This window comes from Muricoccus harenae, from assembly GCF_009848505.1.
Taxonomy (GTDB): domain Bacteria; phylum Pseudomonadota; class Alphaproteobacteria; order Acetobacterales; family Acetobacteraceae; genus Roseomonas; species Roseomonas harenae.
In genome coordinates, this window is record NZ_WWDL01000030.1 from 1 (window position 1) to 20,653 (window position 20,653).

Genomic DNA, 20,653 nt, shown 5'->3' on the forward strand with positions numbered 1-20,653 from the left:
TCTCGCGCAATGACGATGCCCAGAGCTCCAGCACCGTCTCAATCGAAGCGCCCCTCATCCACGTCCCCTGAACCATGATCACCCATGGATTCAGAGATCGAGGAAAGACGCAACTGTAATGCTAGGCCACGTCTCTGAAGCACGCCCCGTGGAGCAACGGCAAGCCTTTGGAAGGCGGCGTTGTTGACGAGAATGTCCAACCGGGCGAACCCATCGATGGGTCGCTGGACAGTGGTGCGGCAGTGTGCAGGGTCGGCGGTTTCTCCCGGAACCAGCACGTATTTACGCGCCGCCTTCTCGACCCAGTGCTGCGTCTCCCGCGCATCGTCCTCCTCGTCCAAGTACGAAATGAGAACGTCCGCTTCCTCACGTGCGTATGCGATAGCGACCGCGCGGCTGATTCCTAAGTCGCCGCCCGTGATCACGGCCGCCTTGCCGACGAGCTTGTCGCAGCCCCTGTAGCTTGTCTCGCCGTGATCTGGCTTCGGCTGCATTTGCGACTCTACGCCGAGGGTGTCCGCTGCTGCTTTGGCTGGTCACTGATCCCTCCCATGGCGCGGCGCTGGAAACGGGTCCGGTATTGCAGCCGGAGCTCGCTGCCGCTCGAGCGCTGCGACGCACGCCATGCTTGAGCCGGACCAGCGGCTCGTGCCCCTCGGGTGTTAAGGCAACTATCGGAAGCTCTTGTAAGGTGCTTCCGATGGTTTGGCAGGATGAGCCGGCCGTTAGCGCCTCCACGGCGGGCGGGCGTGCCCTTCGCTCGGCCCGTCGGAACTTCCGCGCCGCCGCTCTGTTTCTCTCATTGGCCACCTACTCACCACCCTGAGGCACCTATGGGGCATTCCTTCCGCGCAGCGCTGATCACTGGAGCCACCAGCGGCATCGGCGAGGCTTTCGCTCGTGCCTTGCCCACCACGACCGACCTCCTGCTGACTGGACGAAACAAGGAGGCGCTGGGCCGCCTCGCGACGACGCTCGGAGACGGCGCCTCCGGAAGGCGGGTGGAAACCGTCTCCGCCGATCTGACGAGCGATAAGGGTCTCGACGCACTTTGCGCTGCAGCCGCGCCCTTCGCCGCCGATCTGCTCATCTGCAACGCCGGCTTCGGCCCCTTCGGTGACTTTCTGTCCGCACCCGAGGCTGATCTGCGCAACACCGTGTCGCTCAACGCCATGGCGCCGCTCGTGCTGATGCGCCGGCTGCTGCCCGGCATGCTCATTCACGCCGAGGCGGAGGGGCGCCGCGCCGGATTAATCGTGGTGTCCAGCGGCCTGGGCTTCCTGCCGGTGCCGCGGCTGGCCACCTATGCCGCCACCAAGGCCTTCGACCTGTCGCTGACCGAGGCCTTGGCCGCGGAACTCTCCGCCCGCCCCGTGGACATCCTGGCACTCTGCCCCACCGCCACGCGCACTCGCTTCAGCGAGCGCTCCGGCTACGGGCGCAACCCGCCTGGCGCGCAGGACCCAGCCCATGTGGCCAGCCAGGCGCTGGTTGCGCTGGGGCGGCAGCGGACGCTGGTGCTAGGTGCGGTCAGCGGCTCGGTGCTGACCGTTCCTGCCTTGGTGCGTGCCGCGGTAGCGCAGGCGCTGCAGACCCTGCTGCCCAGACGCTGAAGCGCCACAGGCTGGCTTCGCCCAGAAGGAGCTTTGCCGCATGGAAGCTACGTCCCGTCCTGAGCTCTCCGGCCGACATGAAAGGTGAAGCCGTGGTTGCTGGCCTGTTGCCCGGCTCGGAACTCCGGCTGGGCCGTCTCTGCCGGTTCTCAAACCAGTTTTGAGACCCAGGAGTCAGCCTCCGGGCCTGGATGCGTCGCGCCGCAGGAAGACTAGGCTGGCCAGCCCAAAGGCGGCCAGCTGGGCCGCGACGAGGAGGAAGGCCAGGCCGTAGCTGCCGCGCCAGTTCACGGTCAGTGTGAAGGCCAGCGGCCCGCAGATTGATGCAGCAAAGCCGAAGAGGCTGGCTGCCGAGGTCACGTCGCTGACCAAATGCATCGGCGCAACGCGCGCAAGTTCCGCCATGTGCACGCCGTTCCAACCAATGGCGGTGAAACCCGCCAGCGCTGCGCATCCATAGAGCGCCCAGGAGCCCTGGCTGCCGGCGGCGACCAGAAGCGCGACCGCCAGGGCCGAGACCACGGCCTGCATGGCCAGGTGTCGCAAGGCACCGCCCATGCGGTCGGCCACCCAGCCCATGGCAACGCGACCGACCATGCTGGCGCCCTGCATCAGCGCGACAATCTGTCCGGCCTCGGCCAGGGAGGCGGCGTGGCGGGTGACCACATAGGTCGCGGTGAAAGCCATCAGGCAAGACTGCATCACCGAGAAAGAAGCGCCGAGGACGGTCAGCAGCGGCAAAGAGGGATGCGCGCGGAGGATGCTGACGGATCGCGCCAGCGCCGCCGGCGAAAGCAGCGCGCGCGCCCAGCCTGGCTGCGCAGCACCTCTCTCTCCATCCAGGCGCCGGCGGAAGGGTTGCACCGCCAGGATCGTGAGCAAGGTCACGGCGATCACGGCCCCCAATGCGGCGGACAGGCCCTGCGCCAGCACCAGCGGCGCCAGCACGAGCCCGGCCAAGGCGCCGCCCAGGGGAACGCCAGCCTGCTTGATCGAAAATATCAGCGTACGATGCCGGGGTGGAGCGGCACGGACCAGTATCTGGCTGCCTGCCGGCGTGTTGGGGGCGGCGCCGAAGCCGATCGCCAGGGCGCCGAGCAGTCCGAGTAGCCCCAGGGGCTGTGACAGCATGAGTAGGCCGAGCGCAGTGCAAGCCAAGCCGATCTGCAGCGTTCGGACTGGCCCGTGGTGGCCAAGCATCGGTCCGCCGGAGGCCAGGCACCAGCAGATACCGGCCGACGTCATGGCGGAGACGAGGCCGATGCTCTCCAGCGGCAGGCCGGCACGCGCCATCAGCGGCGGGCCCAGCAGCGGGATGGCAATGGTGGCGAAGGAGCTGACGGTCTGAACGATCAGGGTCGCGATCAGGGCGCTAACCCACAACGGCAATCTCAATATCCGCTTCCACCCTTCCGCCCGCCCGATTCTACACGCGGCCGAGCCTTGCGGCGATTGTGCCGGGATCTGGGCGGGTAGCCTAGGTGCCGTTCCTCCATTGAAGGGGGTCTTTGGACCAGAAGCGTTTGCAACGCCGCATCAGAGGCGTTCGTCCACCTGGAGCCGACGCCAAGCCCTGTCGCAGGGCATTCACGACTGCTTCGGTGCAGGTTTGGGAAGTAGTTGTCCCAGGCCAGCAGTCCACTCTCGGCACCGCGTGGCCCAGACTCCAGGTGTTGCGACAGGACGAGGTTACCAGCGCCACCACAGGTGCTCGAGCGGCCCGCCCCAGGATCTTACGGCGATGAGCATCGGTCAGGCTTGCTTGACACCGCTCTTGGCTTGTCTGCCCGCGCCGGGACGGGTGACAAGAAGAGCCCAGCGTCGGGTCGACCTCGGTTTTCATGAGCGGCGCGGGCACGTCGGCGGTGAGACGTTCGTTTCAAACCTTCCGTCATCCAGGACGTGGAAGGTCTGCGGCTGCACCGGCTGCCGCAGACCTTCATTCCAACCCTGCCGCCACCCTGGCTAATCGACGCTAGTGCGGGCGACTGCACCATCCGGTCAGAAAGCCTGCGACAGGCAGTTTTCCCTCTGTCTCAGGAGCGTCGCAATTCTAGCCCCCTTCACTTGGCATGGCTGGTGGCGCCGTGCCCGCCAGCAGCGCTCCACGGGCGGCGGCAAGAATGGAGCCGCCGCCGCGCTCGGGCCATAGCACGAAGAGGAGCAGCGATCGGCCCGTGACCAGATAGGGATGGCCAGGCTCAAAGGCCTCCGGCTCATCCAGTTCCGGGCGGTTGGTATCCACCAGCAGCATCCAGCGTCGGCCCGCAGTCGGATCAGGAAGCGCGAATTCCACCACGTCATGATGTGCGTTGGCGATGAGCAGCAGCGTGGCATCGGAGCCGGGCCGGCGGATCCCGCTGGTCTGCGCCCTTCCGTCGAGCAGCATGCCGAAGCAGCGCGTGTTCGGATCCTCCCAGTATTCCGGCTCCATCTCGGTTCCGGCGGGGGTGAGCCAGGCGAGATCCTTGACGCCGATTTCCTCGTTATAGGCACCGGTGAGGAAGCGGCCGCGGCGCAGCAAGGGGAAGGTCTGACGCAGGGCGATCAGCTTCCGCGTAAAGGCGGCCAGGGCCTTACCTTCCTCGCCGATGCCGGCCCAGTCTACCCAGTTGAGCTCGTTGTCCTGGCAATAGACATTGTTGTTGCCTTGCTGGGTGCGGCCGAACTCATCGCCAGCCAGGATCATGGGCGTGCCCTGGGAGAGCAGTAGCATCGCCAGCATGTTGCGCTTCTGGCGCTCGCGCATGGCGCGAATCTCGGGATCCTCGGTGGGCCCCTCAGCGCCGTGGTTCCAGGACAGGTTATGGGAATGGCCGTCGCGGTTCTCCTCTCCATTCGCCTCGTTGTGCTTCTCGTCATAAGAGACAAGGTCATTCAGGGTGAAGCCGTCATGCGCTGTGATGAAGTTCACGCTGGCCCAGGGCTTGCGCCCGCGGCGGTTGAACTTGTCGCCCGAGGCAGTCAGGCGGGCGGCGAGTTCCGCCACCTGGCCTTCATCGCCGCGCCAGAAAGCCCGGACCGTGTCGCGGAAGCGATCGTTCCATTCGGCCCAGCCCGGGGGGAAGCCACCCACCTGATATCCGCCCGGGCCGCAGTCCCAGGGCTCGGCGATCAGCTTGACGCGTGAGAGCACCGGGTCCTGGCGGCAGCTGTCCAGGAAGCCGCCACCTTCATCGAAGCCATAGGGCTCGCGGCCCAGGATGGTCGCGAGATCGAAGCGGAACCCGTCCACGCGCATTTCAGTGGCCCAGTAGCGCAGGCTGTCCGTCACCATCTGCAGGACGCGCGGATGCGATAGGTTAAGCGTATTCCCGGTGCCGGTATCGTTGATGTAGTAGCGCTTCTGATCAGGCAACAGCCGGTAGTAGCTGGCGTTGTCGATCCCTTTGAAGGACAGGGTCGGGCCGCGTTCATTGCCTTCGGCGGTGTGGTTGTAGACCACGTCCAGGATCACCTCGAGACCGGCTTCGTGCAGCCGGGCCACCATTTCCTTGAACTCGGCAAAGGCGAAGGCCGGGTCGCGCGCATAGCGGCGCGCCGGCGAAAAGAAGCTGATGGAATTGTAGCCCCAATAATTGGTGAGTCCCCGCTCCAGCAGGAAATTGTCATTAATGAAGGTGTGCACGGGCAGCAGCTCGACCGAGGTGATGCCGAGGTCGCGCAGGTAATCCACCACCTCTGGGGCCGCGAGGCCGGCATAAGTGCCCTGCATAGCCTCTGGCAGGGCCGGGTGTAGGCGAGTGAAGCCCTTCACATGGGTCTCGTAGATGATGGTGCGGTCCCAGGGCACGGCCCGGCCGCGCTCGCGTCCCCAGGTGAAGGCAGGATCGATGACGCGGCATTTCGGCACCAGGGGCGCGCTGTCGCGCTCGTCGAAGGTGCGGTCGTCTTCCGTCTCAAGACGGTAGCCGAAGACCTCCGGCCCCCAGGTCAAGTCGCCGATGATCGTCCGTGCATAGGGATCGAGCAGCAGCTTGTTCGGGTTAAACCGGTGCCCCGCTTCGGGCTCGTAGGGGCCGTGGACGCGATAACCATACACCGTTCCCGGGCGAGCGTCCGGAAGATAGCCATGCCAGACCTCATCAGAGAACTCGGGCAACTCAATGCGCTCAAGCTCCTGCTCGCCTGCCTGATCGAACAGGCAAAGCTCCACCTTCGTCGCATGGGCTGAGAACAGCGCAAAATTGACCCCGACCCCGTCCCAGGTCGCACCGAGTGGCGTGCTATGCCCCTCGCGAATGCGTGACCGACGCATCACCTGCGGCGCCGGCATACCGATCCGAGCGTCCATTCTTATGGCCCTTCCTATCCTTCGCAGCAGAACAGAGGTGGAGCCCTTCCGTTTCCGTGCGGTCAGGCCCTTCCTGTCGTACCCTGCCATGTTTTTTCGGACGGGCTGCGACACCCGGATCCGCAGCCCGTTTCCGCGGCTATTAACCATCTGCGGAGGCCCCGGTGGCATTCCTGGCCCACTGCCCTCTCTGTGGGCGATTTTTTTATGGACCGGCTAGGCTTGGATGCGCCGCGCGGAAATTCGCGGTCACCACCCACCTAACCCCACGGTGTCGCCCATGCTCCGCGCGAAGCCATGCCCCGTCGGCTGAGGCGGCCATGGCGCTGGAGCAGGCGCTTTCCGTGGCGCGGCTGGGAGCAAGCCCGTCTCCAGCCGCGCCCCTCGTGCTGTTCGCCTCACGGAACGCTGGCAAGTGCACGCTCCTGAGGGCGCTGATGCGCCACGGCCGCGTGCCTTCCGCTTCCCGCCCTCGCCGGTCATCCCCAGCCACCTGGGCCACCGCAACCGAGATCCGCCACGGCACCGTCACCGCAGCCGTTCTTGCCATGATTGAGCCCGCCGCGGGAGCGAAACCCCGACCTGCTCCAGGACGCCCCATCATCAGAGCGGCGAAATGGACAGCGACGGAGAACGCGGTTGACGGTCTGCCGGACGCGCGTCGTCCTCCCTCGGACGCAGCCGGCACATCGCGAAGACGTGCAGCCTGAGCGGACGGAGGCTCTTGTGTCACTCCTCCCGGAAGAGTCGCACTGGTGCTGCCGCGGACGCGTTACGGCTTAGAAGCCACTTACCGTTCACGGAGGCCCTGATGCCGCCCCCCGTCACCTTGCGCCGAGACCTGCTGGCCGCAGTTCCGGCTGCCATTCTCGCAAGATCGGCCGCTTCGGCGGCCCCCCTGCCGAGCGGTCCGCCCAGTACCGATCCCGGGCCGCCGGGCGATAAGTTCAGGCCGAGGCTCTTCAGAAGCTTCTTTCTCGGCGGTTTCGAATGCTCCACCCACCGCCGGGGCGATGGCGTTCGGCTCGACCTCCTCGCCAGCACGCAACACGACGCCTATGTCGTGCAGGATTACCTGCAGCTGGCAACGCACGGCATCCGGACGGCGCGAGACGGGGTGCGCTGGCATCTCGTGGAAACCTCACCCGGCCAGTATGACTGGAGCTCAGTCCTACCCATGCTGCGCGCGGCGGTGAGCACGGCCACACAGGTGGCCTGGGACCTCTGCCACTACGGCTGGCCGGATGATCTCGACATCTTCTCTGCCGCCTTCGTGGAGCGTTTTGCCCGCTATGCCCGCAGCTTCGCGGAGCTCCATCTGCAAGAAACCGGGCAGCCGCCCCTGCTCTGCCTGATCAACGAGATCTCATTCATGACCTGGGCGGGCAGCGACCGCGGGCTGATGCGGCCTGCGGCGGCCGGGCGCGCCGGCGAGCTGAAGCACCAGCTCGTCCGGGCGACCATCGCGGGAACCCTCGCGGTCCGAGAGGCCGCACCAGAGGCGCGCTTCCTGGCCATTGATCCCATGATCAGCGTCGTCCCTCAAAAGGGCCAAGCCCCCGAGATCGCGCGGGCCCATCACGAGATGCAGTTCGAGGCCTGGGACATGCTCTGCGGGAGGCGCGATCCGGAATTGGGCGGTGGCCCGGAGCTGCTCGATGTGATCGGCGTAAACTACTACTGGGACAATCAATGGGAGCTCGAAGGGCGAACCCTGCGTCCAGGCGAAGAGGGCCACAGGCCACCCCGGGAACTGATCACCAAAGTTTACGAGCGGTATGGCCGTTCCATCCTCCTGGCGGAAACCAGCATCGAAGGCGATGCCCGTGCCGAGTGGCTGCGCTACATCGGCGAGGAGATGCGCGCCGCGATGAGTGCCGGCCTGCCACTGGAGGGAATCTGTCTCTACCCGGTGATCTCATACCCTCTCTGGGAGGACGGCCGATATAGCCCGGTTGGCCTCTTCGAGATCGGGCTGCGGAACGGCAGGCGCGAGGTGCACCAGCCCTTGGCCGACGAGCTCAGTCGTCAACAGCGCCTGGTGGAAGCCTTCCTCTCTAGCCGCTAACGAGATCTGGGATCCCAAGCTGACAATGTCGTCTTTCGGCGGCGGGCGAGCATCTCCGCATTGCCATGCCCATCGGCCAGCGACCGGGCTACCCCAACAAGGGCAGGACGCGCTCATTGCCCGTCGACACCAGCCGGTCTTGCCGGGCGACCTTCACATGCTGCGGGTGGTGGTGGGGTTCGGGAGTATGGCGCATGCCCCCGAAAGCTTGCCCCTGTCCGAGCCAGCCATCTCGAAGACGATCGCCGAGATGGAGCGCAGCCTTGCTGTCCAGTTCCTCGACCGCTCCGCCCGTGGCGTCACGCCGAGTGCCTAAGGGCGCGTCCTGCTCGAACGCGGCGCGGCGATGCTGGACGAGCTGCGACAAGGGGTCGAGGAGATCCGCTTCCTGGCGGACCCTGCCCAGGGCAAGGTGCGCGTCGGTGCGACCGAGCCGATGACCGCTTGATCTCGGTCGTCATCGACCGTCTCGCCGCACGCCACCCGCGCATGCGTTTCCAGGTGGAGGTTGCGCAGGCCAAGGATCTGCTGGAAGGCTTGCGCAGGCGCGACCTCGACCTCGCCGCAACCCAGGTGGCGAACGCGGGAGCGGAACCCGACATATGGTCAGAGGTGCTCTTCGAGGACGCGCTGGTCGCGATGGCAGGCAGGCGCAACCTCCTGGTTCGCCGCCGCGTGAGCTTCGCCGGTCTGGTAGACGAGCCCTGGCCATTCTGCCCTATGACAGCATCCTCGGCGCTTTCAATTCGCAAGTCTTCCATAGCCGCGATCTGGAGTATCCACGGACCGTCGTCTTCACCCGGTCGGTCCAGATGTGGGTGGCGATGCTGCGAAAGGGGTGGTTCCGAGGCATTCGACCCTCCACGCTGCTGCGCTTCTCCGCGCACTACCCGGCCCTCGCAGCCCTGCCCTTCGATCTGGGGGAGACGCGCCCCGCCCTGTTGCGTCAGCTGACGGAGATTGCAGCGGCGGCCGAAATGGAAAGATTGCCGACGGATGAGAACTCCCCCACCTGCCAGTGGCGCTGGTTGACGAAGGATGGAAACGGTTTGGAGTCTCGCGGGTTCATGTGACCGCCGCTTACCCGCCGCCGGATAACCGGCAGCGTTTTCCCGAACACCGAGGCCGAAATGGTTCGCTGCCTGCAAAGTCCCGTTGCGGCTGTCGCTCGCACAAAGGCACAGATTGCGGATGCGAGCAAAAGCGATGTGCTCGGCATCGCCGTACATCTGTTCACGCAACGCGCCGAGCCAGTGGCCGAGCGGACGGCCGGCCGCTTCAGTTGGCGGGCCGAAGCATCCCGGGTACCGAATGCAGGCCGCTGCACCCCGAGGAAGGCGGAGTAGATGTGGCGTGAGCTCCTGCGCCTATCCCTGGGCATCGTATTGCTGCTGGCATTGGGAACGGTCAGCCTGCTGGCCTATGTTTATTCCGGGATATATGACGTGGCGGCAACACGGCAGCACACCGCCCCGGTCTATTGGCTGCTCACGACGGCGCGGCGCCAGTCGATATGGGCACACGCAGCGCTCGAGGCGCCGCAGCCGCCAGATTTGGGGGACGCTGATCTCGTTTTGACAGGACAGGTCCTGTACGACCAGCACTGCGTAGCGTGCCACGGCGCGCCTGGCGTCGCGCCGGGAGCGATCGGCCTCGGCATGATGCCCTCCCCGCCCAATCTGGTGATCGCGGGGAGGGACCGATCGGCACGTGAGATCTACTGGGCGGTCACCAACGGTATCAAAATGTCAGGGATGCCTGCCTGGAAGTTTCGCATGGCCGAGCGCGAGCGCTGGGCAGTGGTGGCTTTCCTCAAGACCTTGCCGATGTTGACGCCCTCTGCCTACGAGGCGAGGCGCGCTGCGGGCCATGCTTTAGGGTCTGCCAGACAGCCAATCGAAGGCAACACAGGCTCCCCCGTTGGAATTACCGCAGTTTCAGCCCCTTAGGTCCCCCAGATCCCACCAGACTCCGGTCATTAACCGAAGCCCATCTCTGAGCATTTCGGGCAGGCCATGTTCGTCAGGCGCATGCTGGTTACTGCCGGCATAACCGCTCGGAATCCAGAGCACAGGTGCACCAAGCCCGCTCAGGAAGACCTCCGTCGGATTTCCGCCGGATGAGTTGGGAACCATATTCGGCGCCTGTCCAGCTGTGCGCTGCAAGGACGCGGCTGTGAACGTCACCCAGTCGTTGTCAGGATCAGTGCGGCCTGCGGGGAAAGTGTCCCGCTCGGCCACGGGAGTCACCCGCACCTGACCTAGCCCGGTCGCTTCCAGATGGCGGCGGAGCGCCGGGATGATCTCTGTGCCATCCACTTCCACCGTGTGCCGTACCTGCAAGCGTGCGCGCGCCTCGGGTTGCACGGCGTTGGTGGGGGCGTCGGGATGGCCTGTGATGAAGGAGAGGACAATGACGCTTGTCCAGGCATAGATCCGCTCTGCCTTGGAAAGGCCAGGCTCACCCCATCCGGTATCGGGCTGGGGCAGGCCTGGAATGTCCTCGAAGACCAGCCCTGCGCAGGCGCGGCGAACTGCATCTGGAATCTGCTTCGGCGTCCAACCATCGACGAGGATGCGGCCGTCGCGCGTGACGATGCTGGAAAGGGCGTGGGAGAGGATGAAGCCGGGATCGGCGAGCACCCCGCCCCAATGCCCGGAATGGGCGGCATGCTCGCGGAGCTGCACAACCAAATCGAAGGCCACGCCACCTCGCGCGCCCAGCCGGAGCTCGGGCACGGCACGGGCCTGGCGGGGGCCATCCAGGCCGATGAAAAAATCCGCCGCGAAGCGGTCCGGCTCCGACGCTATCAATTCGCGCAGGCCGGGGGATCCCACCTCTTCGCCCGTCTCGATGAAGATCTTGGCGTTGAAGCCAAGCCGCCCCCGCTCCTGCAGGATTGCGCGCAACGCCTCGATTGCGATGAGGTGCTGGCCCTTGTTGTCCACGACCCCGCGCCCGTACCAGCGACCGTCGCGTTCGACGACCGACCAGGGATCGAGCCCCTCGCTCCACCGACCGGACTGGCCATGCACCACGTCGCCATGGCCATAGATCAGCACGGTCGGGCGCGACGGGTCCTCAATGCGGGTCGCCAGCGCCACTGGCCCGAAGCCCGGCTTGGGGTTCTCCACAACCGTGCTGGAAAAGCCCATGCCGTCGAGAAGCGCCGGGATGGTCCCCTCGCAGTAACGGCGCAACTCGGCCATGGAGTCCGGCCGCTGGCTCTCCGTGCGCACAGCGACCAGCCGGCGGAGCGCGGCGATATAGCGGCCCTCGTCAAAGCAGCGCTCCGCTCGCGCGATGGCTCCCTCGCGGCTGCTCATGCCAAGTACCCACTCCTCGTTCGCCAGTTCACGTCCTTCCGCCCTCGTCCTCACTTCAATGTCTGCAGCAGATGCAGAAGGAGCGTGCCGCGCGGCTCGATTGTGACGATCTCCAGGAACTCGCCATTCGTATGCGATGCCCCGCCAAAGGGCCCCAGCCCGTCCAGCACCGACGCGTAGGGGATGCAGAACTGCCCGTCCGATCCGCCCGAGCCCTCCCCCGAAGGCAGATCCTGCAGATCGAAGCCGATCCCGGCGGCCAGGGAGCGGGCATGGTCGAACAGCTCCGCCACGTCCGGCCGCTCCTGCTTCGTATAGGGAAAGCGGTTCATCCCGCCGGTTACCGTCAGTGTGACATCGGGGGTAACCGGAGCCAGCCCCTCGATTCTCGCCACCATCTCCTTCGCATCGGCCATGGTCGGCACGCGAAGATCGATGCTGGCCGTCGCGTGTTCCGGAACCACATTCGCTGCCGTGCCCCCGGACACCATGCCGACGCTGACCGTGATGCCACGGTCATAATCGGTCATCCCTTCCAGAGCGATGATCTGGTGAGCCAGTTCCTTAACCGCGCTGCGGCCAGCCTTGTGCGCGCTGCCCGAATGCGCCGGAACGCCCCGCACCGCGAGATCGTAGCGTGCCAGCCCCTTGCGCGAGGTGACAACCCGTCCGCCGCCACGCGCCGCTTCCAGCACGAGCACATGTTTCGAGCGCTTCGCCTCCGCCTCGATCAGTGCCTGGGAGGTCTGGCTGCCCACCTCCTCATCCGAGACATAGACGATGGTCAGCGGCAGCGGCGTGGTCCGCCCTTCCTCGACCAGCCGGCGCAGAGCGACGAAGCAGGCATGAGCCCCCGCCTTCATGTCGTTGATGCCGGGACCATAGGCGCGCCCGTCCTCGGTGCGGATCGGATTGAGCGCAAGGCTTCCGATCGGATGCACCGTGTCGAGATGCGCGAGCAGCGTCACGCCGCGCTCGTTCGAAAGCCCGTTCCAAGGGGCACGCACGACGAGGTGGTCGCCCCGGCCCTGCGTGCCCGGCACCCGCTCCACCGTTGCGCCGATACCCTCAAAATCGGCCTGCACGCGGTCCATCAGCCGGTTCACCGCGCCGGGATCTGAAGTGGGACTTTCCAGCGCCACCCAGGCATTCAGCCCCTCCAGGAAACGCTCAGGCGTGTCGAAGGCCAGAAGGCCGGTGGAGACGTCGTTCATGGCGGTCTTTCAGGCAGCTTGAACCAGTCCGGCTGGTGGCGGGCCACCTTCCGGCTGCTCGACGAGATGGCAGGCCGCACGCCCCCCCTCGGGGCAAGGCAGCAAGGCCGGGGCCTCGCGCGGGCAGCGGTCGAACACGGCGGGACAGCGCGGATGGAAGGCGCAGCCGGGGGGCACCGAAAGCGGATTGGGGAAGGCAGTGCCCAACCGCATCTCCGGCAGGCCCAGCGAAGGATCAGGCGTGAGGACGGAGGCGAGCAGCGCCGCTGTGTAGGGATGGCGGGGATGGCCGAGCACGCGCTCCGCCACTCCCTCCTCCACCACCCGCCCGAGATACATCGCCGCCACTCGTCCCGCGAGCATCTGCACCACGGCCAGGTTGTGGCTGATGAACAGGTAGGAAAGGCCCAGCTTCTCCCTGAGATCGAGCAGCAAGTTCAGGATCTGCGACTGGACGGACACGTCCAGTGCCGAGGTCGGCTCGTCGCACACCACCAAGGTGGGGCGCAGCACCAAGGCGCGCGCGATCGCGACGCGCTGGCGCTGCCCGCCCGAGAGTTGGGACGGAAAGGCCTCCGCATGGCGGGGCGCCAGGCCTACTAGACCCAGCATCTCCTCCACTGCATCCCGGCGCTCGGCGGCGGTGCCGACGCCATGTACGGCCAGCGGCAGGCCGATGATGGCCGCAACATTTCGCCGCGGGTTGAGCGAGGAATAGGGATCCTGAAAGACCGGCTGCACCAGCCGGCCCCGTTCAAGCCGCCCAAGGCTGCCGATGGGGCGGCCATCGAGCAGCACTTCTCCCTCGCTGGGCTCTTCCAGCCCGAGCATCATGCGGGCCAGCGTGCTCTTGCCGCAGCCGGACTCGCCGACGAGGCCTAGCACCTCGCCCCGATCGACCTTCAGGGAAACACCAGCGACGGCCGTCAGCGTGCGCCGGCGAGCCAGCATGCCCGCGCCCACGGTGTAGCGCTTATGGACGCCGCGAAGCTCGAGGATCGGTGGGATGGCGCTCATGCCGCGCGCACCAGGGTCTCGCCGGGCAGCACGCACCGCCAGGCATGGCCATCCGGACCATCACGCACCGCCACTGGCTCGGCGCAAACGGGCATGGCGTAGGGACAACGGCCCCGAAAGGAGCAGCCGCGCAAATCTCCCACCAGGGAAGGCACCATCCCGGGAATGGTGCCAAGCCGCGTACCCGGCGCCGTTCGGCCCGGCTGCGGGATGCAATCCATCAACCCGCGCGTATAGGGATGGCGCGGGGCGCCGAACACGATGCTTGCCGGGCCCTCCTCCACCACCTCCCCGGCATACATTACGGCCACACGGTCGGCGATGCGGGCGACGATGCCGAGGTCATGGGTCACCAGGACCAGTGCCATATGCATCTCCCGCTGCAGCTCTGCCAGCAGTTGCAGGATGCCCAGCTGGATGGTCGCATCGAGCGCCGTGGTCGGCTCATCCGCCAGCACGAGGTCAGGCCCGCACATCAGCGCCATGGCAATGACCACCCGCTGACGCAGCCCACCGGAAAGCTGGTGCGGGTACTGACCCAGCCGGTTCGTCGCGGCCGCCATGCCCACCCGCTCCAGCAGCGCCACGGCCCGATCACGCGCGGCGCGGCGGTTGCCCTTGCCATGGCGCAAGAAGGTCTCGGTGAGCTGGTCGCCAATGGTCAGGGACGGGTTCAGGCAGGTCATGGGGTCCTGAAAGACCATCGCCATGCGATCGCCGCGAAGGGCACGCAGGCGGCGAGGCGAGGCCGACATCAGATCCTCCCCCGCCAAGGATAGACGCTCCGCCCGCCGCTTCGCACTGGCCGGCAGCAGCCCCATCAGCGCAAGCGAGGTGAGCGACTTGCCACAGCCGGATTCACCGACGATGCACAGGGTCTCGCCACGCCGGGCCGACAGTGACACGCCACGCACCGCGTGCAGCGTGCCACCCGCCACCGGGATGTCCACCTCCAGCCCCTGGACATCCAGCAAGAGGTCCCCTGCCCCGCTCATGAGCGGCCCTCCGGCGCAGTCACGTCGCGGATGCCGTCGCCTAACAGGTTAATGGCCAGCACCAGGACGCATATGGCCATGCCCGGCAGCATGATCATCCATGGCTCGAAGAGCATCAGCTCCTTGGCCTCGCTCACCATCAGTCCCCAGGAAGGTAGCGGCGGCTGCACGCCCAGACCCAGGAAGGAAAGCGCCGCCTCCAGCAAAATGGCCTGCGCCATCTCATAGCTGGCGATCACGACGAGACCCGAGACCACATTGGGGAGCACCTCGCTCCACAGGATGCGTGGCACCGAGCAGCCGATGGCACGGGCGGCGGTGACGTATTCCCGCCCGCGCACCTGCATGGTGGCACTGCGCATCACCACCGCGAAGCGGTCCCACAGCAATAGGCCCAGCACCAGAACCACCACCTCCAGCGAGCCGCCCAGCACCGCCACCACGGCCAGCGCAACCATCACCACTGGCAGGGATAGCCGCGTGGTGATCAGGAAGGACACGACCGTATCCGTTCGGCCGCCGAAATACCCCGCCGCGATGCCGAGCGTCGTACCGATCGTGCCCGAGACGAGCATGGTAAAGAACCCGATCAGCAGCGAAATGCGCGCCCCGTAAATCAGCCGCGACAGGTAGTCCCGGCCGAGATTGTCGGTACCTAGCAGATAGGCGGGGTCCGCCCGCTCCGCATCCACGAAGGCAGGCGGCAGGATGCGGGCATCGAGCGACTGCGCATATGGATCATGCGGCGCAATCAGCGGCGCGAAGATCGCCAGCAAGGCGATCGCGGCAAGGACGAGCGCCGCGATGACCAGCCCCGGATTGGACAGCCAGCGCGACCACCTCCGGCGCCCCAGCGAAGCTGCGGGGGGCGTTTCGACCGGAGTTACCTCGGCGATGGCGGTAGCGGCGGGAATTGGCTCCATCTCAACCCTCCCGGATCCGTGGATCAAGCCAGGCGTTCAACAGGTCCGACACCAGGGTCAGCAGCACATAGAAGAGCGCGACAACCAGCAAAATGCCCTGCACCACCGGGAAGTCCTTCCGGGATATCGCCTCCCAGGCGAGATAGCCAATGCCTTGCAGAGCGAAGACCGTTTCGATCACCACCGATCCCGACAGCATGTTCCCAAACTGCACGGAGGCAAGGGCGACCACCGGTGCCACCGCATTCCGCAGCGCATGCTTCACCAGTACCACACGCACCGGCAGCCCCTTCGCATGCGCGGTGCGGATGTAGTCGGCCGCCAGCACCTCCACCATTCCGGCACGTGTCAACCGCATCAGAACGGGAGTGGAAAACCAGCCGAGCGCCACGGCGGGCAGAACGAAATTGGCCAGGCTGTCTGTACCGGACACAGGCAGCCAGCCCAAGGTGAGGCCGAAAAAGAAGATCAGCAGCAGCGCAAACCAGAAGGAGGGCATGGCCTGACCCAGTACCGCCAGCCCGAGGGCGGCACGGTCGATCCAGGTGTTGCGCCGCAAGGCCGCCACCATGCCTAGCGGGATGGAAAGCAGCAGCGCGATGACCAGCCCGAAGCTCGCCAGGATCGCCGTATTGGGCAACCGGTCCAGGATCAAGGCCGCCACGCTATCCGGGTAGAAGAGCGAGCGACCCAGATCGCCCGAGAGCGAGCGCAGCAGCCATTCGCCATACTGTACCACGAGGGGCCGGTTCAGGCCGTAGAGCGTCCGGATACGCTCGATTTCCTCGGGCGAGGCCTCTTCCCCTGCAAGAGTGCCGGCCAGATCGCCGGAAGCCCGCAGCAGCAGGAAGGCAATGACGGAAACCGCGAAAGCAACCGCCAGCGCCAGCAGAAGCCGCTTCGCCGCAAAACGCAGCATACGTGCCTCAGCGCTTCCAGCGCGAAAGGAAGAAGCGGGGAACCTCGTCGGCCGATGGCTGGAACTCCAGCTGGCTGTTGAAGGCGTAGGTCAGCGGATAGGTCCACATCGGCAACCAATAGGCCTGCTCGGTGATGCGCCTGATAGCCGGTGTATAGGCCGCGATCCGGGCCTGCGGATCCGTTGCGCGGTCGCCGCGCTCCAGCAGTGCAGCCACTTCGCTGTCGCGTGCCATGTCATTTGGCGTGTTCTTGAAGAAGTAGGAGGTGATAGCCGCCACGTCGTAGAGCGAGGTGGATCCCCAGGCACCCATGTTCAGCCGCACCTTTCCGTCCCGGACATCCGAGGAGAAGGTATCCGCCTGCACCCAATCCAACCGTGCACGGATCCCAACCGCACGAAGCTGGCCGATGACCGCTTCGACCCAGGACCGATCGCGATAAGCCTGCAGTGAAACATCGAAGCCGTTCGGGTAGCCTGCCTCGGCCAGCAGGGCTCGCGCGCGCGCCGGATCATAATCATAGCGCGTGATGCCTTCCTGGGTGCAGCCAAACTGCTCAGGATGGCAGGGGGTGTGCAGCACATTCGCGCCCTCACCCACCAGGTTGCGCACAATGCCAGGCCGGTCGATCGCGTGGGAAATGGCCCGACGCACCCGTAGGTCCGTCATCGGGTTGTTCTCCTGCCCGGTCCGCCCGCCTGCATCCATGGACATATAGACTATGCGGACGGTTTCACCGCTGGAGATGGTGAGATTGCGTCGGCTCCGAAGGTTGCGCGCCTGATCGGGCTGGACGCGCCAGATCCAGTCCAGGCCGCCGGTCAGCAGCTCAGCCATGCGGGTATTTGCTTCCGGAATTCGGCGGAAGATGAGGCGCTCTATGGCCGGCTGGCCCTTGGCGCCGCCGAAGTACTGATCGAAGCGCTGCAGCACCGTCTGCCGCCCGGGCGCCAGCTCCGTCACGCGATAGGGGCCGGTGCCAACCGGCTCGCGGGCCATGCCCTCGAGGCCTACGCGTTTCAGATACTCGCTCGGCATGATGACAACGTTGGTCAGGTACTCCTGCCAGGGCCCGAAGGACTCTTTCATCTTCAGCCGCACGGTCCGCGAATCCACCACCTCGGCCCCCGATAGCCAGGTGATGCGCTGGAAGTTCACGATCCGGTTGGCCGGGTCGAGCATGATGTTGACGGTGTCGGCGACGTCCTGCGCATCCACCACCTCGCCATTATGGGCGACGACACCTTCGCGTATGCGCAGTTCGATGGTGGTGTCATCCACCATGCGGACCGATTCAGCCAAATGCGGCTTGTATTCCCCGGTCGCCGGATCGCGGTAGGTGGGCGCATCCCAGATCAGGTAGCCCATCACCACCCCTTCTCGGACGGTGTTCTGGTAAGGGATGATGTTTGCAGGCTCGCTGTCCGAAGCCCAGCGCAGCGTGTTATCCGCAGGTCCAGCCTGGACATCGACGGCAGCAAGGCTGCACAGCAGCGTAGCAGCCAAGGAAAAGCGCGCGACGAGCCCCATCTAATACTCCCCCGCCCAACGAACGATAGATTCAGGAAACGAGCTGTCAACGCTTTCACAGCCTGCCTGGCAATGCAACCATCGGCCAGGAGAACGCAGCGGGAGAAGCGGCAAAACATGTCAGGCAGGAATGACAAGGGCAGCCGGGAAGGCGCTATCGCACGCGCCCAGGGCTATTTCGACGATGGGCGATATCTCGCCTCGCTGCGACGCCTGGTCGCTGTCCCATCCGAAAGCCAGATGCCGGACAGCGTCGACGCGCTGCGCCGTTACTGCACCGACGCGCTCTCGCCCGAGCTTGACGGCATGGGTTTCGAAGCGACCATTCTGGAAAATCCCCGTCCGAATCGGGGGCCCGTCCTGCTGGCCAGCCGCATCGAGGACTCCGCGCTGCCGACGGTGCTGATCTACGGCCATGGGGACGTGGTGCGTGGCCTGCCGGAGAAGTGGCGCGCTGGCCTGGACCCGTGGAAGGTGGTGGTAGAAGGGGAGCGCTGGTATGGCCGCGGCACGGTGGACAACAAGGGCCAGCACCTGATTGCGATCCAGGCGCTGCGCGCGCTGATCGAGGAACGGGGCCGCCTCGGCTTCAACGCCAAGATCTTCGTCGAAACAGGCGAGGAGGCCGGATCGCCTGGACTGCGCGACATCATGCGCCGCGATGCCGCGTTGCTTTCGGCCGACGCCTTCATCGGCCTCGACGGCCCGCGCCAGGCTACCTTCCTGCCGGATCTGAAGCTCGGCGCGCGGGGTGGCGTGGCTTTCGACCTAGTCGTGAAGCTGCGGGATCACGCCGCCCATTCGGGCCACTGGGGCGGCGTGCTCGCCGATCCCGGCTTCATCCTGTCCCATGCCCTTGCCAGCATCGTCACGCGCGAGGGCCGCATCCTCGTTGACGGGTGGTTGCCTGCCAACGTGCCGCCCTCGGTCCGCGAGGCGTGCAACAACCTGGTCCTTGAGGACGTGCCCGGGACGCCGATACCTGATCCTGGCTGGGGTGAACCCGGCATGAGCGTGACGGAGCGGATCTTCGCTTGGACGAGCGTGATTGTCCTCTCCTTCATCACGGGCCATCCCGACGCCCCCACCAATGCGGTGCAGCCCGAGGCTCGCGCACGCTTGCAGGTGCGCCACACCGTGGATGTAAAGGGTGACGACATCATGCCGGCCTTGCGGCGCCACCTCGACGCGCATGGCTTCCCGGAAGTGCAGATCGTGCCGGTGATGGAGCGCGATATGTTCAGCGCGTCCAGGACAGATCCGGATCATCCTTGGGTGAAGGCGATCGCCGCGTCCATGCAGCGCACCTATGGCCGTGCACCGAACATCATACCGAACTCATCGGGCTCCAATCCCTCGGACATCTTCCAGGAGGAGTTGAATGTTCCAGTGATGTGGATCCCCAACAGCTACGCCGGTTGCAACCAGCACGGCCCGGACGAGCACGCCCTGGCACCTCTGCTCCGCGAAGGTCTCAGTCTGATGGCTGGCATCTGGTGGGACATCGGAGAGGGGCGCGTACCGGCACGAGGCAGCAGTTGAATGAGGGTCCCCCGTTCTCATGGACGCGGGATTAGCTCGCCATCTGCGTCTTGGCTCGTTCAGGTGTAATGTATTCGAGGGCTGAGTGGATGCGAGCCCGGTTGTCATATCCTTCGATGTAGGCGAACAGGCCGCGGCGCGCCTCGTCTCTCGTCGCCCAGCGACGCTGATGGACGAGTTCGACCTTGAGCGTGTGGAAGAAGCTCTCCATGGGCGCGTTGTGGTAGCAGCAGGCGGTTCGCTCATGGAGGCGACGGCACCGATCGCGGCGGGCTAATCAGCATAGGCCTCGGTTGCATATTGCGATCCACGGTCGGAGTGGCAGATCAGCGCACAGCCCGGTCGTTGCCGCTGCACCGCCATCATCAGGGCTGCCAGCGTCAGCTCAGTGCGCATGTGGAGCCTCATCGTCCAACCAACGATCTTTCTCGTCGCGAGGTCGAGGATCGTGGCCAAGTAGAGCCATCCTTCGCCGGTCGGGATGTCTGTGATGTCGGCGATTCAGACGCGGCTCGCGGCAGAAGCGACGAATTGCTGCTGCACGTTCGGTGTGCCCGAGAGAAGGTGACGGCTGTCGATGGTGCAGGGGCGGAAACGCCGGCCGGCAAGAGCACGGATGCCATGCGCTCGCATCAGCCGCTCGACGCGGCCGCGACTGCAGCGGTGGCCTTCTGCCCGCAGCTCGGCGTACATGCGTGGACTGCCGTAGCGGTCCTGGTGGCGCGCCTCCACGCGGCGGGTCTCAACGAGGAGCTGGCGGTTGGCAGCAGCCCACGGGCTCTCCGGGCGGGACCGCCAAGCGTAGTAGCCGCTCGGCGACACATCGAGCACGCGGCAGATGAGGCGCACCGGGTGGGCGGCCGCACGCTGCTTGATGAACCCGATCCTCACCCCGGCACCTCCGCGAAGATGCCGATGGCTTCTTTTTGCACGTCGCGTTCCATCCGCGTGCGCTCGAGCTAGCGTCTGAGCTTGGCATTCTGCGACGCTGGATCAGCCTGCGACGGGAGCGGTGGTCCCGCCGCCGTCGGCACCCGAGTCTGCGCAGCTCGCGAACGAGATGCCGCGCCAAGTTCGATCGCCCGGCAGTTCCTAGCCGCTATACGCGCAATCTCGTCATCAAACTGCTGAAGCTTGCTCCCCGAAGGCCGACAGCCCGCTTCCGGCCCCCATCTGAGGACCGACATGCCGGTGGCCGTGAACACTCGAGT

Annotated in this window: 16 protein-coding genes and 2 pseudogenes; 7 read left to right on the forward strand and 11 right to left on the reverse strand. The window is 65.9% G+C overall.

All coding sequences use genetic code 11. From position 1 onward, the window contains the following. Positions 1-38 precede the first annotated feature (38 nt). Entirely contained in the window at positions 39-494 is a 456-nt protein-coding gene (locus GSE44_RS19325) for an SDR family NAD(P)-dependent oxidoreductase (protein ID WP_159350475.1), read from the reverse strand. 339 nt (positions 495-833) lie between these two features. Between GSE44_RS19325 and GSE44_RS19330 the strand changes: the two genes are divergently transcribed. Next, positions 834-1,613, forward strand: a complete 780-nt coding sequence (locus GSE44_RS19330; protein WP_159350476.1) for an SDR family NAD(P)-dependent oxidoreductase — start codon at positions 834-836, stop codon at positions 1,611-1,613. 174 nt (positions 1,614-1,787) lie between these two features. On the opposite strand, the gene GSE44_RS19335 is transcribed toward GSE44_RS19330, so the two are convergent. Together GSE44_RS19335 and glgX are read right to left on the reverse strand one after the other, a co-directional pair. After that, positions 1,788-2,996, reverse strand: coding sequence for an MFS transporter (locus tag GSE44_RS19335; RefSeq protein WP_159350477.1), 1,209 nt, complete (start codon positions 2,994-2,996; stop codon positions 1,788-1,790). 670 nt (positions 2,997-3,666) lie between these two features. Further along, positions 3,667-5,907, reverse strand: coding sequence for a glycogen debranching protein GlgX (glgX, locus tag GSE44_RS19340; RefSeq protein ID WP_159350478.1), 2,241 nt, complete (start codon positions 5,905-5,907; stop codon positions 3,667-3,669). 811 nt (positions 5,908-6,718) lie between these two features. Here glgX and GSE44_RS19345 point away from each other — a divergent pair. The 5 genes and pseudogenes from GSE44_RS19345 (at position 6,719) to GSE44_RS19360 (ending at position 9,924) form a co-directional block, all read left to right on the forward strand. Then, positions 6,719-7,975, forward strand: coding sequence for a beta-glucosidase (locus GSE44_RS19345; protein ID WP_235924960.1), 1,257 nt, complete (start codon positions 6,719-6,721; stop codon positions 7,973-7,975). Between the two features lie 139 nt (positions 7,976-8,114). After that, the gene (locus GSE44_RS19350) at positions 8,115-8,291 is read left to right on the forward strand and encodes a helix-turn-helix domain-containing protein (RefSeq protein WP_159350479.1); all 177 of its coding nucleotides are present in this window, start codon (positions 8,115-8,117) and stop codon (positions 8,289-8,291) included. A 128-nt stretch (positions 8,292-8,419) separates the two neighbouring features. Then, positions 8,420-8,677 (forward strand): annotated as a pseudogene (locus tag GSE44_RS26510) (LysR substrate-binding domain-containing protein); the annotation flags it as partial. Positions 8,678-8,799: 122 nt separating this feature from the next. Then, positions 8,800-9,048: a hypothetical protein gene (locus GSE44_RS25805; protein WP_235924961.1), complete on the forward strand. Its 249-nt coding sequence runs from the start codon at positions 8,800-8,802 to the stop codon at positions 9,046-9,048. A gap of 273 nt (positions 9,049-9,321) precedes the next feature. Then, positions 9,322-9,924, forward strand: a complete 603-nt coding sequence (locus GSE44_RS19360) for a c-type cytochrome (RefSeq protein ID WP_159350481.1) — start codon at positions 9,322-9,324, stop codon at positions 9,922-9,924. Here the strand turns inward: GSE44_RS19360 and GSE44_RS19365 are convergent. From GSE44_RS19365 to GSE44_RS19395, 7 genes are read right to left on the reverse strand one after another with little or no spacing between them, the layout of a single operon-like run. Next, positions 9,913-11,301: a M20/M25/M40 family metallo-hydrolase gene (locus GSE44_RS19365; protein ID WP_159350482.1), complete on the reverse strand. Its 1,389-nt coding sequence runs from the start codon at positions 11,299-11,301 to the stop codon at positions 9,913-9,915. The two genes, GSE44_RS19360 and GSE44_RS19365, sit on opposite strands and share 12 nt — an antisense overlap. Before the next feature lie 50 nt (positions 11,302-11,351). Continuing rightward, the gene (locus tag GSE44_RS19370) at positions 11,352-12,515 is read right to left on the reverse strand and encodes a M20 family metallopeptidase (protein WP_159350483.1); all 1,164 of its coding nucleotides are present in this window, start codon (positions 12,513-12,515) and stop codon (positions 11,352-11,354) included. Between the two features lie 9 nt (positions 12,516-12,524). Next, a complete protein-coding gene (locus GSE44_RS19375) occupies positions 12,525-13,532 on the reverse strand; it encodes an ABC transporter ATP-binding protein (protein WP_159350484.1) in 1,008 nt (335 codons plus the stop codon). Then, on the reverse strand, positions 13,529-14,527 hold the full coding sequence (locus GSE44_RS19380) for an ABC transporter ATP-binding protein (protein ID WP_159350485.1): 999 nt from the start codon (positions 14,525-14,527) through the stop codon (positions 13,529-13,531). The genes GSE44_RS19375 and GSE44_RS19380 overlap by 4 nt, the downstream gene beginning before the upstream one ends. Next, positions 14,524-15,450, reverse strand: a complete 927-nt coding sequence (locus GSE44_RS19385) for an ABC transporter permease (protein ID WP_159350486.1) — start codon at positions 15,448-15,450, stop codon at positions 14,524-14,526. The genes GSE44_RS19380 and GSE44_RS19385 overlap by 4 nt, the downstream gene beginning before the upstream one ends. 1 nt (position 15,451) lies before the next feature. Further along, entirely contained in the window at positions 15,452-16,369 is a 918-nt protein-coding gene (locus tag GSE44_RS19390; RefSeq protein WP_159350487.1) for an ABC transporter permease, read from the reverse strand. Positions 16,370-16,376: 7 nt separating this feature from the next. After that, positions 16,377-17,900, reverse strand: coding sequence for an ABC transporter substrate-binding protein (locus GSE44_RS19395; protein WP_159350488.1), 1,524 nt, complete (start codon positions 17,898-17,900; stop codon positions 16,377-16,379). Positions 17,901-18,017: 117 nt separating this feature from the next. On the opposite strand from GSE44_RS19395, the gene GSE44_RS19400 reads away from it, so the two are divergent. After that, positions 18,018-19,442 (forward strand): M20/M25/M40 family metallo-hydrolase, encoded by a 1,425-nt coding sequence (locus GSE44_RS19400; protein ID WP_159350489.1) that lies wholly within the window; start codon positions 18,018-18,020, stop codon positions 19,440-19,442. Between the two features lie 31 nt (positions 19,443-19,473). On the opposite strand, the pseudogene GSE44_RS25810 reads toward GSE44_RS19400, so the two are convergent. Further along, positions 19,474-20,536 (reverse strand): annotated as a pseudogene (locus tag GSE44_RS25810) (IS3 family transposase); the annotation flags it as partial. Positions 20,537-20,653: the final 117 nt, after the last annotated feature.

What these genes read in the sequence shown, in the direction of transcription:
- GSE44_RS19360 (WP_159350481.1), top strand. Translation starts at nt 9,322, where the DNA reads ATGTGGCGTGAGCTCCTGCGCCTATCCCTGGGCATCGTATTGCTGCTG.
- GSE44_RS19380 (WP_159350485.1), bottom strand. Translation starts at nt 14,527, where the DNA reads ATGAGCGGGGCAGGGGACCTCTTGCTGGATGTCCAGGGGCTGGAGGTG.
- GSE44_RS19390 (WP_159350487.1), bottom strand. Translation starts at nt 16,369, where the DNA reads ATGCTGCGTTTTGCGGCGAAGCGGCTTCTGCTGGCGCTGGCGGTTGCT.
- GSE44_RS19400 (WP_159350489.1), top strand. Translation starts at nt 18,018, where the DNA reads ATGTCAGGCAGGAATGACAAGGGCAGCCGGGAAGGCGCTATCGCACGC.
- GSE44_RS19345 (WP_235924960.1), top strand. Translation starts at nt 6,719, where the DNA reads ATGCCGCCCCCCGTCACCTTGCGCCGAGACCTGCTGGCCGCAGTTCCG.
- GSE44_RS19385 (WP_159350486.1), bottom strand. Translation starts at nt 15,450, where the DNA reads ATGGAGCCAATTCCCGCCGCTACCGCCATCGCCGAGGTAACTCCGGTC.
- GSE44_RS19365 (WP_159350482.1), bottom strand. Translation starts at nt 11,301, where the DNA reads ATGAGCAGCCGCGAGGGAGCCATCGCGCGAGCGGAGCGCTGCTTTGAC.
- GSE44_RS19325 (WP_159350475.1), bottom strand. Translation starts at nt 494, where the DNA reads ATGCAGCCGAAGCCAGATCACGGCGAGACAAGCTACAGGGGCTGCGAC.
- GSE44_RS19330 (WP_159350476.1), top strand. Translation starts at nt 834, where the DNA reads ATGGGGCATTCCTTCCGCGCAGCGCTGATCACTGGAGCCACCAGCGGC.
- GSE44_RS25805 (WP_235924961.1), top strand. Translation starts at nt 8,800, where the DNA reads ATGCTGCGAAAGGGGTGGTTCCGAGGCATTCGACCCTCCACGCTGCTG.
- GSE44_RS19370 (WP_159350483.1), bottom strand. Translation starts at nt 12,515, where the DNA reads ATGAACGACGTCTCCACCGGCCTTCTGGCCTTCGACACGCCTGAGCGT.
- GSE44_RS19395 (WP_159350488.1), bottom strand. Translation starts at nt 17,900, where the DNA reads ATGGGGCTCGTCGCGCGCTTTTCCTTGGCTGCTACGCTGCTGTGCAGC.
- glgX (WP_159350478.1), bottom strand. Translation starts at nt 5,907, where the DNA reads ATGGACGCTCGGATCGGTATGCCGGCGCCGCAGGTGATGCGTCGGTCA.
- GSE44_RS19375 (WP_159350484.1), bottom strand. Translation starts at nt 13,532, where the DNA reads ATGAGCGCCATCCCACCGATCCTCGAGCTTCGCGGCGTCCATAAGCGC.